The organism is Ochrobactrum sp. PL_is501 (genome assembly GCF_055816895.1).
Genome location: NZ_JBVPGR010000034.1, coordinates 87,940 through 110,684, shown reverse-complemented (window position 1 = coordinate 110,684; position 22,745 = coordinate 87,940). Strand labels below are relative to the sequence as shown.

General features: G+C 55.5%; 18 protein-coding genes and 1 pseudogene. 12 read left to right on the top strand and 7 right to left on the bottom strand.

Going from position 1 to position 22,745, the window contains the following annotated elements:
- Positions 1-122: 122 nt before the first annotated feature.
- Positions 123-380: a hypothetical protein gene (locus AC0TOF_RS10565; protein ID WP_473768200.1), complete on the bottom strand. Its 258-nt coding sequence runs from the start codon at positions 378-380 to the stop codon at positions 123-125.
- A gap of 92 nt (positions 381-472) precedes the next feature.
- Positions 473-1,033, bottom strand: coding sequence for an NAD(P)H-dependent oxidoreductase (locus AC0TOF_RS10560; protein ID WP_122001079.1), 561 nt, complete (start codon positions 1,031-1,033; stop codon positions 473-475).
- Between the two features lie 81 nt (positions 1,034-1,114).
- On the opposite strand from AC0TOF_RS10560, the gene AC0TOF_RS10555 reads away from it, so the two are divergent.
- Positions 1,115-1,510, top strand: a complete 396-nt coding sequence (locus AC0TOF_RS10555; RefSeq protein ID WP_122001078.1) for a winged helix-turn-helix transcriptional regulator — start codon at positions 1,115-1,117, stop codon at positions 1,508-1,510.
- Positions 1,511-1,805: 295 nt separating this feature from the next.
- Here the strand turns inward: AC0TOF_RS10555 and groL are convergent, their stop codons facing one another.
- The 3 genes from groL to AC0TOF_RS10540 form a co-directional block, all read right to left on the bottom strand.
- A complete protein-coding gene (groL, locus tag AC0TOF_RS10550) occupies positions 1,806-3,446 on the bottom strand; it encodes a chaperonin GroEL (RefSeq protein WP_122001077.1) in 1,641 nt (546 codons plus the stop codon).
- A 78-nt stretch (positions 3,447-3,524) separates the two neighbouring features.
- Positions 3,525-3,821: a co-chaperone GroES gene (groES, locus tag AC0TOF_RS10545; RefSeq protein WP_006472506.1), complete on the bottom strand. Its 297-nt coding sequence runs from the start codon at positions 3,819-3,821 to the stop codon at positions 3,525-3,527.
- Positions 3,822-4,062: 241 nt separating this feature from the next.
- A complete protein-coding gene (locus AC0TOF_RS10540) occupies positions 4,063-5,955 on the bottom strand; it encodes a TadE/TadG family type IV pilus assembly protein (protein WP_473768199.1) in 1,893 nt (630 codons plus the stop codon).
- 243 nt (positions 5,956-6,198) lie between these two features.
- On the opposite strand from AC0TOF_RS10540, the gene AC0TOF_RS10535 reads away from it, so the two are divergent.
- The 6 genes from AC0TOF_RS10535 (at position 6,199) to AC0TOF_RS10510 (ending at position 14,010) form a co-directional block, all read left to right on the top strand.
- Positions 6,199-7,047, top strand: a complete 849-nt coding sequence (locus AC0TOF_RS10535) for a TIGR01459 family HAD-type hydrolase (RefSeq protein WP_473768198.1) — start codon at positions 6,199-6,201, stop codon at positions 7,045-7,047.
- Positions 7,048-7,088: 41 nt separating this feature from the next.
- Positions 7,089-8,078 carry a bifunctional riboflavin kinase/FAD synthetase gene (locus tag AC0TOF_RS10530; protein WP_473768197.1) on the top strand — a complete coding sequence of 330 codons (990 nt, stop codon included), beginning with the start codon at positions 7,089-7,091 and terminating at the stop codon, positions 8,076-8,078.
- 162 nt (positions 8,079-8,240) lie between these two features.
- Complete coding sequence (locus tag AC0TOF_RS10525) at positions 8,241-9,038, top strand: MipA/OmpV family protein (protein WP_473768306.1); 798 nt, start codon at positions 8,241-8,243, stop codon at positions 9,036-9,038.
- Between the two features lie 306 nt (positions 9,039-9,344).
- Entirely contained in the window at positions 9,345-12,257 is a 2,913-nt protein-coding gene (gene ileS / locus AC0TOF_RS10520) for an isoleucine--tRNA ligase (RefSeq protein WP_473768196.1), read from the top strand.
- A gap of 248 nt (positions 12,258-12,505) precedes the next feature.
- Positions 12,506-13,180: a hypothetical protein gene (locus AC0TOF_RS10515; RefSeq protein ID WP_473768195.1), complete on the top strand. Its 675-nt coding sequence runs from the start codon at positions 12,506-12,508 to the stop codon at positions 13,178-13,180.
- A 269-nt stretch (positions 13,181-13,449) separates the two neighbouring features.
- Positions 13,450-14,010, top strand: coding sequence for a cytochrome b (locus AC0TOF_RS10510; RefSeq protein ID WP_473768194.1), 561 nt, complete (start codon positions 13,450-13,452; stop codon positions 14,008-14,010).
- A 5-nt stretch (positions 14,011-14,015) separates the two neighbouring features.
- Here AC0TOF_RS10510 and AC0TOF_RS10505 read toward each other — a convergent pair whose 3' ends face one another.
- Positions 14,016-14,468 carry a nucleoside deaminase gene (locus AC0TOF_RS10505; RefSeq protein ID WP_473768305.1) on the bottom strand — a complete coding sequence of 151 codons (453 nt, stop codon included), beginning with the start codon at positions 14,466-14,468 and terminating at the stop codon, positions 14,016-14,018.
- Between the two features lie 162 nt (positions 14,469-14,630).
- Between AC0TOF_RS10505 and AC0TOF_RS10500 the strand changes: the two are divergent.
- From AC0TOF_RS10500 to AC0TOF_RS10480, 5 genes and pseudogenes are all read left to right on the top strand, one after another.
- Positions 14,631-16,397 (top strand): annotated as a pseudogene (locus AC0TOF_RS10500) (pseudouridine synthase).
- Positions 16,378-16,941, top strand: a complete 564-nt coding sequence (gene rsmD, locus AC0TOF_RS10495; RefSeq protein ID WP_473768304.1) for a 16S rRNA (guanine(966)-N(2))-methyltransferase RsmD — start codon at positions 16,378-16,380, stop codon at positions 16,939-16,941. The pseudogene AC0TOF_RS10500 and the gene rsmD overlap by 20 nt, the downstream one beginning before the upstream one ends.
- An 85-nt stretch (positions 16,942-17,026) precedes the next feature.
- The gene (locus AC0TOF_RS10490; RefSeq protein ID WP_473768303.1) at positions 17,027-18,565 is read left to right on the top strand and encodes a M16 family metallopeptidase; all 1,539 of its coding nucleotides are present in this window, start codon (positions 17,027-17,029) and stop codon (positions 18,563-18,565) included.
- An 11-nt stretch (positions 18,566-18,576) separates the two neighbouring features.
- Complete coding sequence (locus tag AC0TOF_RS10485) at positions 18,577-19,917, top strand: M16 family metallopeptidase (RefSeq protein ID WP_473768302.1); 1,341 nt, start codon at positions 18,577-18,579, stop codon at positions 19,915-19,917.
- Positions 19,918-19,928: 11 nt separating this feature from the next.
- A complete protein-coding gene (locus AC0TOF_RS10480) occupies positions 19,929-20,804 on the top strand; it encodes a patatin-like phospholipase family protein (protein WP_473768193.1) in 876 nt (291 codons plus the stop codon).
- 64 nt (positions 20,805-20,868) lie between these two features.
- On the opposite strand, the gene AC0TOF_RS10475 is transcribed toward AC0TOF_RS10480, so the two are convergent.
- Positions 20,869-22,716: a monovalent cation:proton antiporter-2 (CPA2) family protein gene (locus AC0TOF_RS10475; protein WP_473768192.1), complete on the bottom strand. Its 1,848-nt coding sequence runs from the start codon at positions 22,714-22,716 to the stop codon at positions 20,869-20,871.
- Between the last annotated feature and the right edge of the window lie 29 nt (positions 22,717-22,745).

Here is a 22,745-nt window from a genome sequence, read left to right as displayed (position 1 = left end):
TTAGAATGAATATAGCACCGCCAAATCTTTGGCGGGTCAATGTTTCTCCGTGAAACTTCTAATATTCGATAGACTGATAAAATATGATCATAAAAGTCAATTTTTATTGACCGGACTTTTCGTCAAGCGTCGTCTTCTTGTTCGCTATCGTCCGCCTCGGAAATCCAGGCAGTTGGTTCGATCTTGCGTTGTGTCTTGCTGTCGGTGAAAGTCCACCAGCCTGTATCTGTTTCATCCCATTGCCCGCCGCCAGCCTGCAATTGAGCAAGGGTTCGGTATTGCGCAATCGACTCGTTGCGCTGGTCGTCTTCGTCGGTCCAGACGACTGTTATCTTGCGGCCGTCTTTCGGGGCTGTCGCGATGGGAAGTTCCTTGCGCATATGACTATTCACTCCGTTATAGCTGCGGATAATCATAGGGCGCCCGATGCCAGCGGCAAGCCGGAATTCTGATGTCCGGCTTGCCATTTTCGTTATACGGCGCGAGCGGACTTGAGAGCTCTACCCCACCAGATCAGCTGATCCAGCATGTTCTTGGCTGCTTCCGCCAGATGAGGGAAATCGTCCAGAGTATTTTCGCCCTTAACGACTGCGAGATAATCAGGGAAGAGGATATGGACCCCTGTTTTGACCGACATGGAAGACATTTCCACTGCGATCATCCGCAATTGCTCGACAGCGCGGGCGCCGCCCACACCACCATAGCCAACGAACGCCATTGGCTTTTGTATCCACTCACCATAGTCGATAGCGTTCTTCAGGACGGCGGTGGGGGCATGGTTATATTCAGCCGCCGTAAGAATATACGCGTCGAACCCGCGCAGTTTCGTTTTCCATTTGTCGGCGGTTTCCGCTTGAGCGGGCGTGGTGGCGGTGTCGCCATAGAACCCCATTGGATAGTCGGCGAGATCAAGAACTTCGACGTCCATTTCGGGCCGTTCGGCAACAAGCTTCGCAATCCACTGGGCAGGGACCGGGGCAAAACGCTGTTCGCGCGTGCTGCCGATGATGACAGCGACTTTGAGTTTAGACATGGATAGTACCTCAATTGAGTGGTAACCGTTGGGAACCGACGCTATATAAGTGACTAATTTTCGGCACAAGGAGGCACTTTTTTGAAACCCGGTGACTTCAAGGAAACCAGTGCATGCAGGACTGTAACGGAGATTCTGTCTCGCGTTGGTGATAAATGGACGGTGCTTGTGGTGAGTTATCTTGGTAATCATCCCATGCGTTTCAACGAGTTGCGCCGAACCGTGGACGGCATTTCTCAAAAAATGCTGACGACGACGCTACGCAATCTGGAACGGGATGGCTTCGTCAAGCGCACGATCTTTCCGACGATCCCGCCTAAGGTCGAGTACGAATTGACGGAAATGGGGCGCGACCTTTTGCGCCCGGTGCGCGCACTGGGTGAGTGGGCCATCGCCAATGAAGCAAAAGTAATGATGGCTCGCGCTCGATATGACGCCCGCGCATCGGATGGGTTGAGAATCTCCGCCGCAGAATAAAACCGGCTTTTCAGGAGGGCAGGTGGAAAGACAAGCCGAGGCCTGTCTTTCCTGTTGCCTGAGACAGGACTTCCAAGGTGCGGGGGCAAACAGGAAGTCCATCTCGCTATCAATCGGGATTGACCATGATTGATGGTAGAGAGTCAATCAGAAGTTTCTAAAATAAGAAATTCCCTGCGGTAAAGCGAAAGCAGAGTAAATTTTTCATAAATCACAAACTGTTACGTGAAGTAAAAAGAAAGGCGACCCAAGGGCCGCCTTTCTCGCATTCTCAGTAAAATGGCGTTTGAACTTCTTAGAAGTCCATGCCACCCATGCCACCCATACCGCCGGGCATGCCAGCCGGAGCTGCATCCTTCTTCGGCAGTTCAGCGATCATGGCTTCGGTGGTGATCAGGAGGCCAGCAACCGATGCTGCATTCTGCAGGGCGGTGCGGACAACCTTGACCGGATCGACAACGCCAGCCTTGATCAGGTCGCCGAATTCGCCATTGGCGGTGTTGTAGCCAAAGGTTTCGGAGGCGTTTTCAAGGATCTTGCCAACGATGACCGAAGCTTCTTCACCGGCATTGGTCGTGATCTGGCGAGCCGGAGCCTGCAGAGCGCGACGAACGATGTTGATGCCAGCTTCCTGGTCGGCATTGATGCCCTTGGCAGTGATCTTGGCCGAAGCGCGGAGGAGTGCAGTGCCGCCGCCAGCAACGATGCCTTCTTCAACCGCAGCGCGGGTTGCGTTCAGGGCGTCGTCAACGCGGTCCTTCTTTTCCTTCACTTCAACTTCCGTTGCACCGCCGACGCGGATCACGGCAACGCCGCCAGCGAGCTTGGCAAGGCGTTCCTGAAGCTTTTCACGGTCGTAGTCCGAAGAGGTTTCTTCGATCTGCTGCTTGATCTGGCCAACGCGAGCGTCGATTTCAGCCTTCTGGCCTGCACCGTCAACGATCGTGGTGTTTTCCTTGGAGATCGAAACCTTCTTGGCACGGCCGAGCATGTCGAGCGTAACGGTTTCGAGCTTGATGCCGAGGTCTTCGGAGATAACCTGACCACCGGTGAGGATCGCGATGTCTTCGAGCATGGCCTTGCGGCGATCGCCGAAGCCAGGAGCCTTGACAGCAGCAATCTTCAGGCCGCCGCGCAGCTTGTTGACAACGAGCGTTGCAAGAGCTTCGCCTTCGACGTCTTCAGCGATGATGACGAGCGGCTTGGAGGTCTGAACGACAGCTTCCAGAACCGGCAGAAGAGCCTGAAGGTTCGAGAGCTTCTTTTCGTGCAGAAGGATGTAGGCGTCTTCGAGGTCAGCAACCATCTTTTCAGGGTTGGTGACGAAGTAAGGCGACAGGTAACCGCGATCGAACTGCATGCCTTCAACGACTTCGAGTTCGGTTTCAGCGGTCTTGGCTTCTTCAACCGTGATCACGCCTTCATTGCCGACCTTCTGCATCGCTTCCGCGATCATCTTGCCGATTTCGGATTCGCCGTTAGCGGAGATCGTGCCAACCTGGGCAACTTCTTCCGACGTGTTGATCTTCTTGGCCTTGCCGAGAAGTTCAGCGACAACTTCCGAAACTGCGAGGTCGATGCCGCGCTTCAGGTCCATCGGGTTCATGCCAGCGGCAACAGCCTTGGCGCCTTCCTGAACGATTGCCTGACCCAGAACGGTCGCGGTCGTCGTGCCGTCACCGGCGGTGTCGTTGGTCTTCGAAGCTACTTCGCGCAGCATCTGTGCGCCCATGTTTTCGAACTTGTCTTCCAGTTCGATTTCCTTGGCGACCGATACGCCGTCCTTGGTGATGCGCGGAGCGCCGAAGGACTTGTCGATAACAACGTTACGACCCTTCGGGCCGAGCGTTACCTTAACAGCGTCAGCGAGGATATCGACGCCGCGCAGCATCTTTTCGCGCGCAGTGCGGCCGAATTTTACGTCTTTAGCAGCCATTTTACTCTCCTGGGAATTGTCCCGGTCAGATTATGGTGAATTGGTTTTCAGGTAAGAGCGAAACCGCCCGAGGCTTGGTTAGCCAACGATGCCCAAAATGTCGGATTCCTTCATGATCAGCAGGTCTTCGCCGCCGATCTTGACTTCGGTGCCCGACCATTTGCCGAACAGAACCTTGTCGCCAGCCTTGACTTCCAGAGCGATCAGCTTGCCTGCTTCATCACGAGCGCCAGCGCCAACAGCGACGATTTCGCCTTCCTGCGGCTTTTCCTTGGCGGTGTCAGGGATGATGATGCCGCCAGCGGTCTTGGCTTCCGATTCAACGCGACGAACGACGACGCGGTCATGAAGCGGGCGGAACTTGATATCAGCCATGGTATAACCCTTGGTGTTATAGACGTTGAACCCTGTTAACGGATCGAACCGATCCGCGCTTGTTAGCACTCATCATCTGAGAGTGCTAACGTGGCTCTGAGATAGAAGCCGTGCCTTATCTTGTCAAGATTGCCTGATGAATTTGACAGGCGAATGATGGTTAATTTGCACCATACTTAACACAGAACCACCATCGGGCAGGCGCAGCCGATACCCGCATATGGTGATGCCGTTGCCGATATCAATTGACGATGCGTAGATTGGACAATTCGTCGCCAATCTGACGAAAGGTTTCGCTCAGCTCGCCGCCGGTCGAATTCCAGAAGAGTTTGACTGGTTTTCCCCCTTCCATGCGCACGCGTGAGTTTGAAGAGCACGATTTCAGCAAGTCGATCTGGGCCTTTTCTGTGCTGTTTGCTTCGTTGAGATCAAGCGCGACCGTCATGACGATGATATTGGCGGATTTGGCGTTGTCGCAGAGTTTTGCAAAACGGGCGTTCATAGCCTTGGTGTATGTAGCGTTGTTTTGCGAAACCGAAACGCCGCTTTCCTGAAAGAGGCGGCTCTGGCTGTATTTCTTGGTTATACGGGAGGTATAGCCATGTGCCGAGTAATAAGACAGGTTTCCGGCACGGTCTGGCCCCGAGCCAGCCAAACCGTCATATTTATAATAAGTATTGGCGCCATCGGTGAGTACGATCACCACCTTGTCATTGCCTCGTTCCGTTGCAGCCCGGGCCTCTGTGAACGGGGCACCCTGAACGATGGTTCGCCAGCCCCAGGCCATGGCTTCAGGAACATTCGTGCCACCGGCTGGCACCATTGCCTTGATCGCGGTTTGGATCGTTTTCATTCCTTGTGCGGTTGTAACGTCAGTCAAGGGCGTGAGAGGTGATGTGGTGCAGCTATAGTTAGGGCCGCCGTCTGTCGATCTTCCGCCCCGGTAGATCTTGTCGAGGGAATCGCGCAGGTAATATTTTTTCAAGTCGCTTTGTCGGGGCGAGTAGGCGAGGGAGGTGTCGTCTTGCCACCAGCTGTTCAAAACGGTGGAAGTGACGTTCCCCCTGCTGTCGGTGTTGTAATACTCAGCCGGGCCGAACATCGGTACAAACAACGTATCCGGATTGCTGTCAGAAGGCGGCGTTACATCCAGCGCATAAGGGCCGGGACGGGATTCGACGCACCCCTGCCAGGAGAGCCACTGCTCGCTTGATCTCCGTGTAAGGTCAGCATAAAGCTCCGCGCGCGAAAAAGGCTTGTTGTTGCGTTCTCCCCAGCCGGTTCCCACTTTGTAATATCGCCCGCTGCCCGCGGGCTTTTCTTCTATCTTGCGGGTACTGTCGATCGTGACGGGCAGGCTGAAATTTTCAAGATTGACAGAAGACTTGCCTTCCGGGTCCATCCAGGCCGCATTGAGATATTGCGAGCCGACGTTCACAGAACCGGCGAAAGGAACCAGCGAAAACTGCACAGGTTTTTCGACATGGGTTATGAGTGCGGATTGCGAGGCCATCGTTTCCACAAGTTGCGAGGCGGCTTCCTTTAGAAGATCGATGCGTTTTTTTGACGATCCGCTTCTTGTTTCATCCATGGACTTGGAGTTATCGAGGACAAGCGCAACTTCGACCGTGTTCTTAAGTCTTACGGCTGATTGCATCGCGTATTTTTTATTATCCCAGTCATTTCGGTCTGAACCCAGCAGGCGAGACGCTATGACCCCGAAAAGGGACTGATATGTGAAGTTGGCAGTTGCCCGTACTTGCTGGTTTGCTTGCGCTCCTTCTGGAAAACTGACCTGAAACTGCACCGCATCAACGTTTATGGCCGTAAGGTTCGCGCCGAAGACCCGTGCTCCATATGCCTGCATATCGGATTGGGAGGCTCCGGTGGAGAACCTCTTACCCACAGCCAAAGCAGCAGCATCAAGCGAAGCCTGCACATTGTTGCGCACGCGCATGAGATTGGCGGTGTCAACCGCGACCATGCCAGCGAGAAGCAGGGGTACCAGCACCAAGGCTGTCATCATCGCAAAATTACCGCGTTCATCCTCGATGAAACGCTGGCGCATTGAATGAGGCAGACGGCGAAAGGCAAGCAGCGAAAGCCTGCCGAATTTAACAAACCAGTTTTTCAATTTTGCCCCCGCCGGCGGTTGTATCTGCAGTGTATGAAATGGAAAGTTGTATCCGCTCCTATCAATATCTTTCTAATAGTCGGTCACGAAGCAGGGTAAATGAAGGGTGAAATCCCCTGTGGGATGATTGAACGAAGCTTTACCTGTCGGAATCCGGGCCAAAGGCCGTGACAGATGGGGTCGGCTGGGTTAGATGGAGCGCTGGCAATTCTCGCCTTACAGATGAATTATCAAGAGGAAACCATGAAGCAGCTCGACCGCCTCGATGATCTGACCGACCAGTACGATGTGCTCTTCTGCGATGTATGGGGTGTAGTGCATAACGGTGTGTCCGCCTATCCGGCGGCGATTGAGGCGCTAAAACGCGCACGCGCCAACGGCGTTACAGTTATTCTGGTAACCAATTCTCCACGACCTCATCCTGATGTCGAAGCGCAGATGCTGGGACTTGGCGTGCCCGCGGATACATATGACCGTGTTGTGACATCGGGCGATGTAACCAGAGATCTGATCGCAGAAGGTCCGCGAAAGGTGTTTCATATCGGCTGCGAGCGCGAATTGACCATTTATGACGGTCTCGAGGTGGAACGGGTCGAAGAATTCGAAGCTGCAGGTGTTGTCTGCACCGGCCTCTATGATGATGAAACCGAAACGCCCGACGATTATAAGGAACTGCTGGTCCGCTTGCGCTCTCGCAATCTTCCGTTCATCTGCGCAAATCCGGATATCATGGTTGAGCGCGGCTCGCGGTTGATCTGGTGCGCTGGCGCTCTCGCGCGCGAATATAGCCAGTTGGGCGGCCGCACCCTCATCGCTGGAAAGCCACACCGCCCGATTTATGAGGCAGCGTTGCGGTTTGCTGAAGAAATTCGCGGCGGGAAAGTGGAAAAAAGTCGAATTCTCGGTATTGGAGACGGTGTTCTGACCGATGTGAAGGGCGCTGCCGACTTCGGACTGGATGTGCTTTACATCTCCGGCGGAGTGCATGCAGCGGATTATACAACTGACGGCACCGTTGACATTGCCCGAATGGAAGCGTTTCTGCAGAAGCACGGCAACCGTCCGGTTGCTTCATTGAACGCTCTCGTTTGAACGCTGGCAACCTCTTACGACCAATCGAAGACCAGACAAAGATGATCAAATCCAGCTTTCAGCGCCTTTCTGGAACGGATTCCTTGCCTGAACGCCTGCAAAATTGTGTGGTGGCGATTGGCAATTTCGATGGAGTCCATCGCGGCCATCAGGCTGTTCTCGAACGTGCGTTGGAAATCGCGGAAAGAAGCGGCTTGCCAGCTGTGGTTCTCACTTTCGAGCCGCACCCTCGCAGCTTTTTCAAGCCCGACGCGCCGGTTGATCGTTTGACTGCGGCTGCAAAGAAGGCGGACATATTACGCCTTCTTGGGTTCGACGCCGTCGTGGAGCAGCCTTTCACGGCTGAGTTTTCGTCCCGTTCGGCGGAAGATTTTGTCGAACACATTCTGGTGGAAAGGCTGCATGCGAGCTGTGTTGTCACCGGCTATGATTTTCATTTCGGCAAAGGACGGCGCGGAACGCCGGAGTTTCTTCAAAAGGCGGGAGAATTTGCCGGATTTACGGTTACGCTGGTCGATGCATTTACAGATGAAGGTGCCAATCTGGTTTCGTCGACTCGCATAAGAAACCTGTTGTGCGAAGGCGATGTCGCCCAGGCGGCAGGACTTCTTGGTTATCGCTATATGGTGTGTGGTGAGGTCATTCACGGCCAAAAGCTTGGGCGCACGCTTGGATTTCCAACCGCCAATATGAAAATAGATGCGCAGGCGGGCCTGAAACACGGCATCTATGCTGTCAGGTTCAGGCGCGAAAATGGCGACTTGCACGATGGAGTCGCAAGTTTTGGTCGTCGCCCCACGGTGGATAGTGACGGTATGCCGCTTCTTGAAACCTTTCTCTTCGATTTCTCCGGCGATCTTTATGGCGAGACTGCTTGCGTCTCGTTCTTCGGCTATCTCCGCAGCGAGATCAAGTTCGATGGCCTTGACCCGCTTATTGATCAGATGAAGCGGGATGATGCTGAGGCGCGAGCTCTTCTTGCCGGGGCGAAGCCGCTGTCTGAACTGGACCGCCTGCTTTCTTTCGCGTGAAGCGAAGTCTTGCTCCTGTTTTCCACTTAAAATTTAAATCAAATTTTACTTATTTTTGACCAAAAGTGATAAATGCCTCAATACTAGCTGGGGCGCTTTTTGTTGGAGTTTAATGTGGCACGTATTGTTTCTCTGGCGCTCGTTGCAGGTGCCGCATTTCTAATGAGCAGCCCGTTTGCTTTTTCCGCAGACGTTCAGCAGACGGATATTTATGCTGCGGAAGCGGCGCAGCCGGCCCGCAAGCATTTTTGGTCCGGTGACTGGTATCTCAAGGTTGGTGCGGCTGGTCTTGTTGCTCCAAAATTCGAAGGTTCAAACAAGTATCGCTTTTCTGCCCAGCCGTTGATCTCGCTTGGCCGACAGGGAGAAGCGACGCGCTTTTCATCGCGAAATGACAACGTGTCCTTCGCTTTGATTGACAATGATCGCTTCCGTGCGGGGCTCGCTGGCAAGCTTCTCTTCGAACGCAATGACGATATTCATGGCCTGAAGGACACGAAGTTTGGCGGCGAAGCCGGTGCGTTCGTTGACGTTTATCCGACTGACTGGCTGCGTGTGCGCGGCGAAGTGCGCCATGGTATCCGTGCGCACAACGGCGTCGTAGCGGATATTGCTGCCGACGCGTTCTATGACGTGACCCCGACCGTTCGCGTGTCGGGCGGCCCGCGTGCGACTTTCGCCTCGAAAGACTATTTCAAGACTTATTTCGGCGTTGATGCCGAAGAGGCTGCGGCGTCGGGACTTTCAGAATACAAGCCGGGGAGCGGCTTCAAGTCGGCTGGCGTGGGTGGCGCGATCACCTGGAAGGCGACTGACAAGGTCGATACCAGCCTGTTCGGAGAGTACAACCGCTTGCAAGGATCGGCGAAGGATTCGAGCATCGTCAAGGAGCGCGGCTCGCGGGATCAGTTTATGGTCGGCGTGTCGGCGACTTATCGTTTCGATTTCTCGTTGGACTGACCTCAACGGCGTTTATGTAAACCTTTTCAGGGGCAGGGATGCAGTTTTATTGCGTCTTTGCCCCTCAAACCTCTTTATTCCTGCGAAGCTCATTGCTAAAAGCGTGCCCATGATGACGGATTTTCGGCTTATCATGACGGCCATACGAATTATTGGCCCGGCCTCCCGCTTTGCCTGAACGGCTGTTTTGCCAGGCAATATGTGGCGCGGAGGTCCGGGAGCGACCGGCTGTGCTCTACAGTCCCCTGTTTTCTTTGATCCACATGCCCGCCATCTCTGGCCGGGGCTTCACAGGCGAATACCCTCATGACTGAGACGACCAAAATCGATTATTCCAAAACTCTTTATCTTCCGCAGACAGAATTTCCGATGCGCGCCGGGCTTCCGCAACGCGAGCCGCTTTTCGTCGAGCGCTGGGAGGGCATGAACCTCTATAAGAAGTTGCGTGAACAGGCGAAGGATCGCCCGCTTTATGTGCTTCACGATGGTCCTCCTTACGCCAACGGTAATATCCATATCGGCCATGCGCTGAACAAAATTCTCAAGGATGTCATCACGCGCTCCTTCCAGATGCGCGGATATAACTCGAACTACGTTCCGGGCTGGGATTGCCATGGCCTGCCGATCGAGTGGAAGATCGAGGAGAAATATCGCGCCGAAGGCAAGAACAAGGATGAGGTGCCGATCAACGAATTCCGTAGGGAATGTCGGGAATTCGCCGCCAGCTGGATCAAGGTCCAGACGGAAGAATTCAAACGCCTCGCCATCCTGGGCGACTTTGAAAACCCGTACACGACAATGAACTTCCATGCCGAGTCGCGCATTGCGGGCGAATTGCTGAAGTTTGCCGCTTCCGGCCAGCTTTATCGTGGCTCCAAACCGGTGATGTGGTCGGTCGTCGAGCGCACGGCACTTGCCGAAGCCGAAGTCGAATATCACGACGTCGAGTCGGATATGATCTGGGTCAAGTTCCCGGTGGCTGGTCAGAACGATCTCTTTGGCAGCGCCGTGGTGATCTGGACGACCACTCCATGGACCATTCCCGGCAATCGGGCTGTGTCCTATTCCTCGCGGATTGAATATGGACTTTACGAAGTGACCGAAGCCGAGAACGACTTCGGCCCGCGTCCCGGCGAAAAGCTTATCTTTGCCGACAAGCTGGCCGAAGAAAGCTTCGCCAAGGCAAAGCTTCAGTTCAAGCGCCTGCGCAGCATTTCGTCCGATGAGCTTGGCAAGGTTGTGCTCGACCATCCGTTGAAGGGCTTTGGCGGCGGTTATGAGTTCGTTGTACCCATGCTCGACGGCGATCATGTCACCGACGATGCCGGTACCGGTTTCGTGCACACTGCGCCGAGCCATGGTCGTGAAGACTTTGAAGCCTGGATGAACAATGTCCGTGAGTTGGAAGCGCGCGGTATCGATGTCGCCATCCCGTTCCCCGTTGACGATGCCGGCTTTTATACCAAGGACGCGCCGGGCTTCGGTCCGGACCGCGAAGGCGGTCCTGCACGTGTTATCGACGACAACGGCAAGAAGGGTGATGCCAACAAATCCGTCATGGATCAGTTGATCGCCCGTGACAAGCTCTTCGCCCGCGGTCGCCTGAAGCACTCCTATCCGCATTCGTGGCGCTCAAAGAAACAGGTCATCTTCCGCAACACACCGCAATGGTTCGTCTATATGGACAAGAACCTCGGCGACGGCACCACACTGCGTTCGCGTGCGCTGAAGGCGATCGACGATACGCGTTTCGTCCCGGCTGCCGGTCAGACGCGCCTGCGCTCGATGATCGAAGGCCGCCCGGACTGGGTGCTGTCGCGCCAGCGCGCATGGGGTGTGCCGATCTGCGTCTTCGCGGACGACGAGGGCAATATTCTCCTGGACGATGCCGTCAACAAGCGCATTCTCGATGCTTTCGAGGCCGAAGGTGCGGACGCATGGTTCGCTGAAGGCGCGCGTGAACGTTTCCTCGGCAGCCGCGCCGGTGAGGCGTGGGTGCAGGTACGCGACATCCTCGACGTGTGGTTCGACTCCGGTTCGACCCACACTTTCACGCTGGAAGATCGCCCGGACATGAAATGGCCGGCGGACGTGTATCTCGAAGGTTCCGACCAGCATCGCGGCTGGTTCCATTCCTCACTTCTGGAAAGCTGTGGTACGCGGGGTCGCGCGCCGTACAATGCCGTTGTGACCCATGGCTTCACCATGGACGAGCATGGCAAGAAGATGTCGAAGTCTCTCGGCAATACGGTGACCCCGCAGGACGTCATCAAGGAATCCGGCGCGGATATTTTGCGTCTGTGGGTCATGACGACCGATTATTGGGAAGATCAACGCCTCGGCAAGAGCATCATCCAGACCAATATCGACGCCTACCGCAAGCTGCGCAACACCATCCGCTGGATGCTAGGCACACTGGCGCATGATGAAGGCGAAAACGTCGCTTATGCCGATCTGCCGGAACTGGAACGCCTGATGCTGCATCGTCTGACCGAGCTGGATGAAGTTGTCCGTTCCGGTTATGACGCGTTCGACTTCAAGCGCATTGCCCGTGCGCTGATCGATTTCATGAATGTCGAGCTGTCGGCCTTCTATTTCGATATCCGCAAGGACGCGCTTTATTGCGATGCGCCGTCAAGCGTTCGCCGCAAGGCCGCGTTGCAGACCGTGCGCGAAATCTTCGACCGCCTGACGACATGGCTTGCGCCCATGCTGCCTTTCACCATGGAAGAAGCATGGCTCGACCGTTATCCGCAGTCGGTTTCGGTCCATGCCGAACAGTTCCGCCCGACGCCAGCCGAATGGCGCGACGACGTGCTGGCTGAAAAGTGGCGCAAGGTGCGCGCGGTGCGCCGTGTCGTCACGGGTGCTCTTGAACTGGAACGTGCCGACAAGCGCATCGGATCGTCGCTGGAAGCTTCTCCGGTTGTCTACATTTCCGACAAGAGCCTGACCGATTCGCTCGAGGGTCTCGATTTTGCGGAAATCTGCATCACAAGCGGCATTTCGCTGAGCGATGCCAACGCGCCTGACGATGCCTTCACGCTCGGCGATGTAAAAGGTGTGGCCGTTGTGCCTGCACGCGCTGAGGGCGAAAAATGCGCCCGCTCATGGCGTTATACGACGGATGTCGGCTCCGATCCCGAGTTTCCCGAGGTGTCGGCGCGGGACGCGATGGCGCTTCGCGAGCTCAAGGCTCTGGGCAAGCTTGAGGTTTGATCGCATTCGCACGAAGTTGCTCTCGGCATTTCGCGTGCCGGGAGCTTTAGAAACGGGGTTGCAAACTTCCCTTCGAACATGGTGAAATAGCGGTTAACATCGGATTGCCGCATGGGTTGCACTCATGTACAAGGCAGTCCTCGGATAATTTCAAGATCTGCCTTGGAGTTGCCGGTTTTTTCAGTCAAGGCTCGTCTGAGCAAATCTTGGTGAAGATAAAACCGGCAGGCGTAAAAGAAGTGGCGCTAATGAAGATTGAAGGACGAGTTCTGGTGCTTATGACAGCCATAGCGGGAGTTTCGCTATCTGGCTGTGTGTCTTCGCCAACCTATGGAACCGACAAAACGGCAGGAGCGCAGCTCTTTGACGATGTGTCGAATCTGGCGAGCTTCGGACAGGGTAAGAACAAGAAAGAGCGGATTGACTACAAGCCGCGTCCTGATCTGGTCCGCCCGGCTCCGGGTGACAAGGGCCAGCTGCCTGCGCCTCAACAAAGTGTTGCCAGCGCTAGCGATCCGAATTGGCCGGAATCACCGGAACAGCGCCGCAAACGCCTCCGGGACGAGATTACCGCGAACCGCGATGATCCGAATTTCGTATCTCCGGTCGTTCAGGATGTGCCGGTAGCGTCCAATATCCAGGCGGCATTGCCCCGCGGCAATAGCCGCCGCGAAGACTATGAATCCCGCACGCCGACATTCGATCCGGCAAAGGTTGCAGCCTACAAGGCAGCGCGCCAACAGCAGGTTCAGGGGTCTTCCACGACGCGCCGCTATCTCAGCGAGCCGCCGCTTGCTTACCGCCAGCCTGCATCAACCGCTGCTGTGGGTGAGCTGGGTACAGATGAGGCCCAGAAGGAACGCGAGCGCAAGAAGGCGTCCGGCAAGTCCAAGGGATGGCGCGATTATCTGCCCTGGAACTAATACTGAATTGGTATTCCCAGAAAAGCCGCAGCAATTAATCTGCGGCTTTTTGTATTTGAGAGTAATGCCGCGGCGATTTGATTCAGTTCGAATAAGGGGTGCTTGGTTAGTCTGTAGGCCGGTATCTCTTCGTTATAGAATGTGCATTTTATCATGCTCGCTCTATTGTTAAATTTTTGTAATGTTCTTCTGACGTTTATTTGATTTCAATCAAAGATCAATTTTCAATAGATCGTATCATATTAGCTCTAGGTGTAAGGTTTGATTATATGAGCAATGTGAATAATTTTTTAGATAGTCGTAATGGATATGGGCTGCTCAGCAGAGTGTTCCATTGGTCAATGGCTTTATTGTTTCTATGGCAGTTTATGTCTGCCCTTCTTCGTATCTTTGCCAAGAATACGGCAGTTTATAATTTTTTCTGGTCTGCGCATCACCAGCTCGGTTTTGTGCTTCTGATGCTTGTCCTGCTGCGCGGTATCTGGGGATTGTTGAATATTCACCGCCGTCCGCATAAGCAAAGCCTTGCCGGAAAGCTCGCTCTGTTGGGTCATCTTGCAATTTATGGACTGATGTTCACAGTTCCAGCGGTGGCTCTGCTGCGTACATATGGCAGTGGGCGAGGCTTCGCGTTTCTTGGCATCCAGATTTTCGAACAGACAGGCGTGCAAAATGCGGTTCTGACTGCTCCCGGCAACGCGTTGCACGGTTTGCTGGGATGGATTTTGCTGGCCGTTATTGCCGGGCACGTTCTGATGGCGCTTGTCCATCATTTCGCGCTAGGGGATGACACGTTGCGTTATATGACCGGCCGGAAAGTGTTGAACTGAACCGTTCAGCGTTTCTCTCGAAAGAAATCCCTAAGGATCGCCTGGGCTTCGCCTTCGGAGAAGCCTGCATAAACTTCCGGTACATGATGACAGGTGGGCTGCGTGTAAAAGCGCGGCCCATATTCTATGCCTCCCCCTTTCGGATCGGAAGCGCCGTAATAGAGGCGACGTATGCGGGCGAAAGAAATGGCGGCCGCACACATCGCACACGGCTCCAGCGTTACATAGAGATCGCAATCGACAAGTCGTTCCGATCGCAGCGCCAGACCCGCTTCGCGGATTGCAAGCACTTCAGCGTGAGCGGTTACGTCGTTGAATTCTCGTGTGCGGTTGCCCGCCTGTGCGATGATCGAGCCCTGATGCACGATGACCGCACCAATGGGGACCTCACCGCGCGCACTGGCAGCTCGCGCTTCTGCTAGCGCGACCTCCATTGGAGCTGCCACATTCCGGTTCATGGCTTCGGCACGCTTTTTCACGCCTGTTCCACTTCGTGCATTCTTTCAGAAATTTCGCTCGCAAGCCATGGAGTGATTTGTTACTGCATATTTCTCGAAATCGAAACCGATTTGCGAACGGATTTATACGGCGTTCCTGTTTCCGGCTGTCCCTTGCCTGTCATTAAAGGTGTAAGGTGACACGGCAGCGCTGCTGAAAGGCCATATCAGATGACTAAAGACGACGACAACAAGGACGGCAAGCGTCCGCATGGCCGTGGAGGACGCTCCGACCGTCCCGGGCGACCAGACCGTGACAAAGACCGCGAAGGCCGTCAGCGCCGCGATGATGCCGGGCGCGACAAGTCGCGCAAATTCGGGCCGCGCGATGTTGAGGGTCAGGAAGAGACGAGTGAACGCATCGCCAAGCGTCTTGCTCGCGTTGGAATAGCATCGCGGCGCGAAGCTGAAACGATGATCGCGGCCGGACGTATCGCAGTAAATGGCAAGGTACTGGAAAGTCCGGCAATCAATGTGAAACGTACCGATGTCATTACGGTCGACGGCAAGCCATTGAAGCAGGCCGAACGCACCCGTCTCTGGCTTTATCATAAGCCAGCCGGGCTCGTGACGACAAATCGTGATCCGGAAGGTCGCCCAACGGTCTTTGAGGCGCTGCCTGCGGAAATGCCTCGCGTGCTGTCGGTTGGGCGGCTCGATATCAATACCGAGGGGCTTCTGCTGCTGACCAATGATGGCGGGTTGTCTCGTGTCCTTGAGTTGCCGTCCACCGGATGGCTTCGCCGCTATCGCGTGCGTGCTCACGGCAAGGTCACTCAGCAACAGCTGGATGATCTGAAGAACGGCATTGCCGTGGATGGCGTGTTCTATGGCAGCGTGGAAGCTGAACTTGAACGTGTTCAAGGCGCCAATGTCTGGATTTCCATCGGACTGCGCGAAGGCAAAAACCGCGAAGTAAAGAACATTCTCGGCGCACTGGGGCTTACGGTCGGCCGGCTTATCCGCGTTTCGTTCGGCCCGTTTCAGCTCGGAGACCTTGAAGAAGGCGCGGTGCGCGAAATCAAGGGGCGTATCCTGCGGGATCAGCTCGGTGACAAGCTTATCGAGGAAGCCGGAGCAGATTTCGATGCGCCGGTTTTGAATGAATTTTCCAATACGGCGGTGCAAGGGCGCACACGCCGCGAAATGGAAGAAGGCGAACCAGGTCAGGAAGGCGAACGTCGCCGTCAGCCGCGTGAGCGCGAATGGATTTCCAGCACGGGGGATCGTCGCCGCGGACGCGAAGACAAGACTGAAAAAGTCGAGCCGCGTCGTCGCGGAAATGCCAATGTCTGGATGGCTCCGGGCGCACGCCCGAAGGGTGAAAAGGCAGCTGCAAAGCCGGCGCGTGTCGAGCATCAGCTTCCGCATCGGTCGGCGAAGTTCAGTGGTGATCTGCAGATGCGTCCGCGCCGGGTTGGTGATGAGGACCAAGGGCGCGAAGAAGGAGGCGAACGTCGCTTCAGCAAGCGTCCTGAAGGCCGCTTTGACAAGGATGCACGTCCTTCGCGTCCTGATGCAAATCGCTCGGAAGAGGCGCGCCGCGAGCCTCGTGAGGATGGACGCAAGGAGCGCCGCCCCGGCAAGCGCGAGCGTGCAGAATTGCGTGATGCAGAGGGGCGGAGCGCAGAACGTGGCAAGGGTGGCTTTGAGGGGCGCAAATCCGGTAAACCGGGTGGGCCGCGTGGAGAAGGCCGGTTTGGCGCTTCCGACCGCGATACGCGTTCAGGCCCACGCAGCAGTGGCCCCGGCGGCAAGTCCCGCAATTTTGATGATGGTCCGCGTCGCGACCCCGGAAATAAGCCGGGTGGCAAGCCAGGCGGAAAACCGGGTGGCGGCAAGTCAGGCGGTGGCAGAAGTGGAGGCGGCGGTGCGGATCGTCGGCGGTAAGTTTCGTGGGCGTGCGCTCGTAACGCCCTCGACCAACGCTATTCGTCCTACCACCGACCGCACCCGCGAGAGCCTGTTCAACATTCTTGCGCACAAGTTCCCCGATAAGGTGGAGGGCGCCCGCGTGCTCGACCTGTTTGCGGGTACCGGTGCGCTTGGACTGGAGGCCTTGTCGCGAGGCGCCCGCTACGCGACCTTCGTGGAAGAATCTGCCGAAGGACGAGGATTGCTGCGCCAGAACATCGAGGCCTTCGGTCTTCAGGGGCACACCAAGATTTTGCGGCGCGATGCCTGCCAGTTGGGTATCGTCGGTACGATGGAGCCGTTCGATCTGGTCTTTGCTGATCCCCCTTACGGACGACGCATGGGGGAAAAGGCATTTTTGTCAGCACTCCAAGGCGGTTGGCTTAATCCTGACGCACTTTTGGTGCTTGAAGAAGATGGTGAAGCGGCGTTGGAACTGGGTGAACGATTCGTTGTCCTGGAAGAGCGTAACTATGGGGGCACAATCGTTCGGTTGATCCAATGCAAAGCCCCCAGTTGAATGAGCGGACGATCCCGTCCGCATGAAAGTTGATATGCTGCCGGAATGACCGGGTAGTAATGAAACCGATTGGAGATGTCGCTTGGTGAATAACCCCTCACTCCGGCGCTTGCTATTGTCCACCGCCCTGGGTTTCGTAATGGTATTGCCGTTGGCAAGCGGTGCTGTCCGGGCGGACAACCAGCCCGCTCCAGCCGAAGCACAACCGGCAACAACGTCCGCATCAGCTGTCGAGCAGGAAACCCTGCCCAAAATTACCCAGTCAGACGGTGTCAGTCATTTTTCTTTGCCAAACGGCCTGGAAGTGGTGGTTATCCCGGATCATCGCGCTCCGGTCGTGACCCAGATGATCTGGTATCACGTGGGGTCGGCGGATGAAGCGCCCGGTGTTTCGGGCATTGCGCACTTCCTTGAGCACCTGATGTTCAAGGGAACGAAAAATCATCCGGCAGGTGAATTCTCCGCGAAAGTTGCCTCCATCGGGGGGCAGGAAAATGCGTTCACCTCCTACGATTATACGGCTTATTTTCAGCGCGTATCGCCCGAAGCCCTCGAAATGGTAATGCAATTCGAGTCGGACCGGATGGAAAATCTGATCCTGAACGAAGAGGCCGTGAAAACAGAACGGGACGTTATTCTGGAAGAGCGCCGCATGCGGGTCGACTCGAACCCTGCGTCCATGCTCATGGAAAACACCGACGCCGTTCTTTTCTATAACCATCCCTACCGCAAGCCGGTCATCGGCTGGCAGCAGGAGATGGAAAAGCTGAGCCTCAAGAACGCTATCGATTTTTATCAGCAATATTACACGCCGAACAACGCGACGCTTATTATTGCCGGAGATGTTTCACCTGAGCGCGTACGCGAACTGACACTAAAAACCTGGGCAAAGGTACCAAAACGCGCCGAAGTCCTGCCGCGAGAGCGCCCGCAGGAGCCTGCGAAGCATGCGGCCCGCGTTGTGACGCTGCACGACGAACGCGTCAGCACGCCCTCATTCCGTGTGTCCTGGCTGGTGCCATCCTACGCGAATGAAAAGCGGTTTCCGAATGTGAAGGCGGGCGATGCTCCCGCTCTGGATCTCCTGAGTGAAATTCTGGGAGGTTCATTGCGCTCGCGTCTTTACCAGGAACTGATCGTCAAACAGGGTATCGCCGCCAATACGGGAGCGAGCTATGGCGGCGACGCGCTCGATGACGGTACGTTCTCCGTTTATGGTGCGCCGCGCAATGGTGCTACACTCGGCGATGTCGAAAAGGCCGTGGAAGCCGAAGTCGCGCGGATCATCAAGGATGGCGTCAGTCAGGCCGAGCTTGATCAGGCTCGCAATCGCTTCCTGAAAGCAGTTATCTTTGCGCGCGATAGCCAGGCGGGTATGTCAAGGATCTATGGCTCATCGTTATCGGTGGGACAAACGGTTGACGACGTCCAGAAATGGCCGGAGGTCATCAAGAGTGTTACCGTCGACCAGATCAAGGATGTGGCGACACGTTATCTCGTTAAAGACCAATCGGTAACAAGTTACCTGCTTCCACCAAATGCGGAGCCGCAAAGTGCTCGCGAGAACCCGAATGCATCCGCTGAAGGCGTAGGCGGCAACGGGGCGGGAGGAGCGATCCAGTGAAGAACATTCTCATGCTGAACTTCAAACGTGTTTTTGAGTCTCGCCATGCCCGGTCCGCTTTGGGCCTGTACGTGGCGACTATGACGTTGTTGGTCGTGTGCGCTTTGCCCGCACGGGCCATCGAAATTCAGGAAGTTGTTTCGCCAAAAGGCATTCATGCCTGGTTGGTAGAGGATGACTCGGTCCCACTTATTTCGATGCGGTTTTCGTTCAAGGGCGGCACATCGCAGGACCCTTCCGGCAAGGAAGGGTTGGCTAATCTGATGACGGGTCTTTTCGACGAAGGCGCGGGCGATCTGAAATCGGATGCGTTTCAGGAACGGATGGATAATCTGGGCGCGGAAATGAGCTTTTCCGCGACGCAGGATTCGGTTTCAGGCGGTATTCGCATGCTTGCCGAAAATCGCGATACAGTAACCAGTCTGCTTGCCCTTGCAGTCAACAAGCCGCGCTTTGATCAGGATGCCGTTGACCGTATTCGCCAGCAGGTCGTTGCCAGCATCGAAGCTTCGCAACGCGACCCTTCGACGATCGCATCGCGCAAGTTTTCCGAAGTTCTTTATGGCAATCATCCATATGCACGTCCCAACGACGGCACCGTGAAGTCGCTACAATCGATCACACGCGACGAGCTGGTGAATTTTCATCGCAAGAACTTTGCGCGGGACCGCCTGACAATCGGCGTCGTGGGGGCTATCAGCGCCAAAGATCTCGGTGGACTGCTCGATAAGGTATTCGGTGAACTGCCGGCAACGGCCGAACTGGTTCCCGTGCCTGATGCAAAATTGGCGCTGGGTACAACCACCAGCCTCAATTTTGATATGCCGCAGACCTCGATCAGCTTCGTCTATCCGGCTATCCCGCGCAAGGACCCCGAGTTCTTCGCTGCCTATTTGATGAACCATATTCTGGGTGGTGGCTTCACCTCGCGTCTTTATGCCGAGGTGCGTGAAAAGCGTGGCCTTGCCTATTCGGTCTCCTCATCCATGGTTATGCGCGACCATGTTTCAGCATTGATGATTTCGACAGCAACCCGACCCGACAAGGCGCAGGAATCGCTGAAAATCATCCGTGAACAGGTTGCCGCGATGGCTGCCGATGGTCCGACAGAAGCGGAGCTGGCCGCAGCCAAGAGCTTCCTCAAGGGATCCTATGCCGTCAACAATCTGGATTCTTCTGCGGCAATCGCCGAAACGCTCGTAAGCTTGCAGGAAGCCGAACTCCAGCGCGATTATATCGACAAGCGTTCGCAACTGATTGATGCAGTGACGCTGGATCAGGTGAAAGCCATTGCCAAGAAGCTGCTTGAAGCAGAACCAGCTATTCTGATCTACGGTCCAGCCCAAAGCTGAAAGGTGCCAACTTGGAAAAGGCAATTCCGTCTTCCCCCCGAATAGCCGTCGCTTTCGGCGGTGGTGGGGCACGCGGCATTGCCCATATCCATATTGTTGAGGTGCTTGACGAACTGGGCATTAAGCCGGTTGCCATCGCGGGTTCTTCAATCGGCTCCATCGTAGGGGCCGGAATGGCCAGTGGCATGACCGGCCGGGAAATTCACGACTATATGGCGGCGATTTTCAATCGCCGCTCGGAAGTCGCAAGGCGCGTGTGGCAGACCCGTCCAGCGCGTTGGGTAGAATTGCTCAAGGGGGGGCTGCGTGTTAGCCAGTTCAATATCGAGAAGGTGCTGGACGTTTTTCTGCCTGCGAGCCTGCCCACCAATGTGGAAGAGCTGAAAATTCCCATGAGTATCACAGCGGCAGACTTTCACGCCGCTCGGGAGATTCATATTCGCGACGGCGATCTGCGATCCGCGATCGCGGCATCCTGCGCCATCCCGCCCGTTTTCGCACCGGTACGCCGGAATGGTCGTATTCTGGTCGATGGCGGCTTGCTCAATCCCGTTCCCTTCGATTTGCTATTCGACGAGGCTGATATCGTTATTGGCATTGATGTTGTCGGGACCCCGGTTGGACCAGACGACTACATGCCAACCACATTTGAGGCGGTGATCGGTGCAAACCAGCTCACGATGTGCTCTATCATCGAGAATAAATTCCGCATTCGCCCGCCGCATGTTTTCATCCGTCCCAACGTTGAACGAATTGGACTGCTCGATTTTCTGAAGTTCGAGCAAATCCTGCAGCAGAGCGCCGACATTCGTGACGAATTGAAGCGCGCCATAGAACTGGCGGTCGAGGGAAAAGTGGTGCCGATAAATTCAATTCTTGCAACTTGAATTTATCGGCTTCCTGGAGCGGTTCCTGCTTTTACGAAACCGTCGGAGCCGCTCTAACTGTTTGCTATTCCGCCGGGATCGGGGATCCGACCGTGTCGGTTGACGGTGAAGCAGACAGGATATCGTCCGTACCCTTGTCGATACGCTGACCTTCGCGGGTGGGCTTCACCAGAGGTTCTGGTGTGACCGGCTTGTTGAACAACAGGTGACGACCCGCCAGGATTCCTTCGGATGCCTGCACGTGGAGCCGATCTTCGTCGCGCTGACGGACGTCTTCGCGAATTCCGTAAGCTTGCGCTTCGGCCATGCCAAGACCTTCGAGCGTCCGTTGACCGAAAAGGAGACCGGACTCAAAGGTTTCTCGCAGTTCGTATTCAACGCCCTGAGCCCTCAATTGCAACGTATGCTCGCGGTCATAGGAGCGAACGAACAGCCGTACATCCGGATATTCTGACTGTATGAGATTGACGATGTGGTTGGTCGTTTCCTTTTTGTGTGTACAGACGGCGACAATCTTTGCTTTTCGAATTCCAGCGGCTTCCAGCACGTCCTTGCGGGTGCCATCGCCAAAGTAAATGCGGAAACCGAATTTCCCGGCTGCACGAACACGGTTTGGCGAACTGTCAATCACGGTTACGTCGATACCGCCTGCAAGAAGAATCTGTGAGGCAATCTGGCCGTATCGCGAAAAGCCGATCATCAAAACGTCAGAACCTGCGCCCTCGTAGTTTTCCTCAATGACGTCGATAGTCTTGTCCTTGATCAGCAGCTTCGATCCGATCGCCACGGAAAGCGGCGTGAGAGCCATGGATACGGTGACAGCGGCCACAAGCTCGGAACCGAGAGCACTTGAAATGATGGCTGCAGCCGAGGCCGCAGAGAACAGAACGAAAGCAAATTCGCCTCCCTGCGGAAGAAGAAAGGCAATCCGCACCGCATCGTTATGGCTGGACCGGAAGATACGGCATAGTAGATAAATGATGGCGATCTTGGTTGCCATGAAGATGGGCACCGCAAGAAGAATGATCTTCCAGTACTGCAGGATCACCGTGAGGTTTAGCGACAAGCCAACCGCAACGAAGAACAGTCCAAGAAAAATGCCGCGAAAAGGTTCAATGTCCGCTTCAAGTTCGTGCCGATAGGAGGACTCTGCAAGCAGAACGCCTGCAATGAACGCACCCATGGCCATCGACAATCCGGCGGCTTGCAGCAAACTGGCCGATCCCAATACAACGAAGAGTGCTGCTGCAATCATTACTTCGCGAGCGCCGGTGTTGGCGATAATGCGGAACATCGGGTTAATAAGATAGCGTCCCGCAACGACCAGCGCTGCGATGGCCGCGATAGCCGTGGCGAGATGGAACCCGGCGCTTGCTTGTGAAGGCTCGTTCGGAGAGAGTGCCGGAATTATGGCAAGGATTGGCACGATAGCGAGATCCTGAAACAGCAGAATCGAAAAAGCCCGCTGGCCGTGCTTCTGGTTTGTTTCGGCCCGGTCTTCCAGAACCTGCATGGCAAATGCCGTGGAAGAGAGTGCAAGGCCGAAACCAATGATAACGCCTGCCTGCGGACTGAGGCTAGCGAAGTAGATGCCGAGGGCGGTCAAGGCGGCTCCGCAAAGCAGAACCTGTGCGGTGCCAAGCCCGAAAATCGAGTGGCGAAGCGCCCAAAGTCGCGACGGCTTCAACTCCAGCCCGATAATAAAGAGAAGGAACACAACGCCAAGTTCGGAAAAGTGTAGAAATTCCTCACCATCGGCGATGAGGCTGGCTACAGGGCCGATCGTAATGCCGGCGGCAAGATAACCGAGGACCGTGCCAAGCCCTAATCGCTTGAACAGCGGCGCGGCTATAATGGCGCCGCCCAAAATCATCAGACACTGTAGATAGAGATTTCCGCCGGTTGCAACCATGCCAAGCTCTTGGAATTTGGAGAAATGTG

Coding starts and splice junctions, on each gene's coding strand:
- AC0TOF_RS10525 (WP_473768306.1), top strand. CDS start 8,241: ATGAGCAGCCCGTTTGCTTTTTCCGCAGACGTTCAGCAGACGGATATT.
- AC0TOF_RS10535 (WP_473768198.1), top strand. CDS start 6,199: ATGAAGCAGCTCGACCGCCTCGATGATCTGACCGACCAGTACGATGTG.
- groES (WP_006472506.1), bottom strand. CDS start 3,821: ATGGCTGATATCAAGTTCCGCCCGCTTCATGACCGCGTCGTCGTTCGT.
- AC0TOF_RS10485 (WP_473768302.1), top strand. CDS start 18,577: ATGCTGAACTTCAAACGTGTTTTTGAGTCTCGCCATGCCCGGTCCGCT.
- AC0TOF_RS10515 (WP_473768195.1), top strand. CDS start 12,506: ATGAAGATTGAAGGACGAGTTCTGGTGCTTATGACAGCCATAGCGGGA.
- AC0TOF_RS10560 (WP_122001079.1), bottom strand. CDS start 1,033: ATGTCTAAACTCAAAGTCGCTGTCATCATCGGCAGCACGCGCGAACAG.
- AC0TOF_RS10510 (WP_473768194.1), top strand. CDS start 13,450: ATGAGCAATGTGAATAATTTTTTAGATAGTCGTAATGGATATGGGCTG.
- AC0TOF_RS10475 (WP_473768192.1), bottom strand. CDS start 22,716: ATGGTTGCAACCGGCGGAAATCTCTATCTACAGTGTCTGATGATTTTG.
- ileS (WP_473768196.1), top strand. CDS start 9,345: ATGACTGAGACGACCAAAATCGATTATTCCAAAACTCTTTATCTTCCG.
- groL (WP_122001077.1), bottom strand. CDS start 3,446: ATGGCTGCTAAAGACGTAAAATTCGGCCGCACTGCGCGCGAAAAGATG.
- AC0TOF_RS10565 (WP_473768200.1), bottom strand. CDS start 380: ATGCGCAAGGAACTTCCCATCGCGACAGCCCCGAAAGACGGCCGCAAG.
- AC0TOF_RS10530 (WP_473768197.1), top strand. CDS start 7,089: ATGATCAAATCCAGCTTTCAGCGCCTTTCTGGAACGGATTCCTTGCCT.
- AC0TOF_RS10505 (WP_473768305.1), bottom strand. CDS start 14,468: ATGAACCGGAATGTGGCAGCTCCAATGGAGGTCGCGCTAGCAGAAGCG.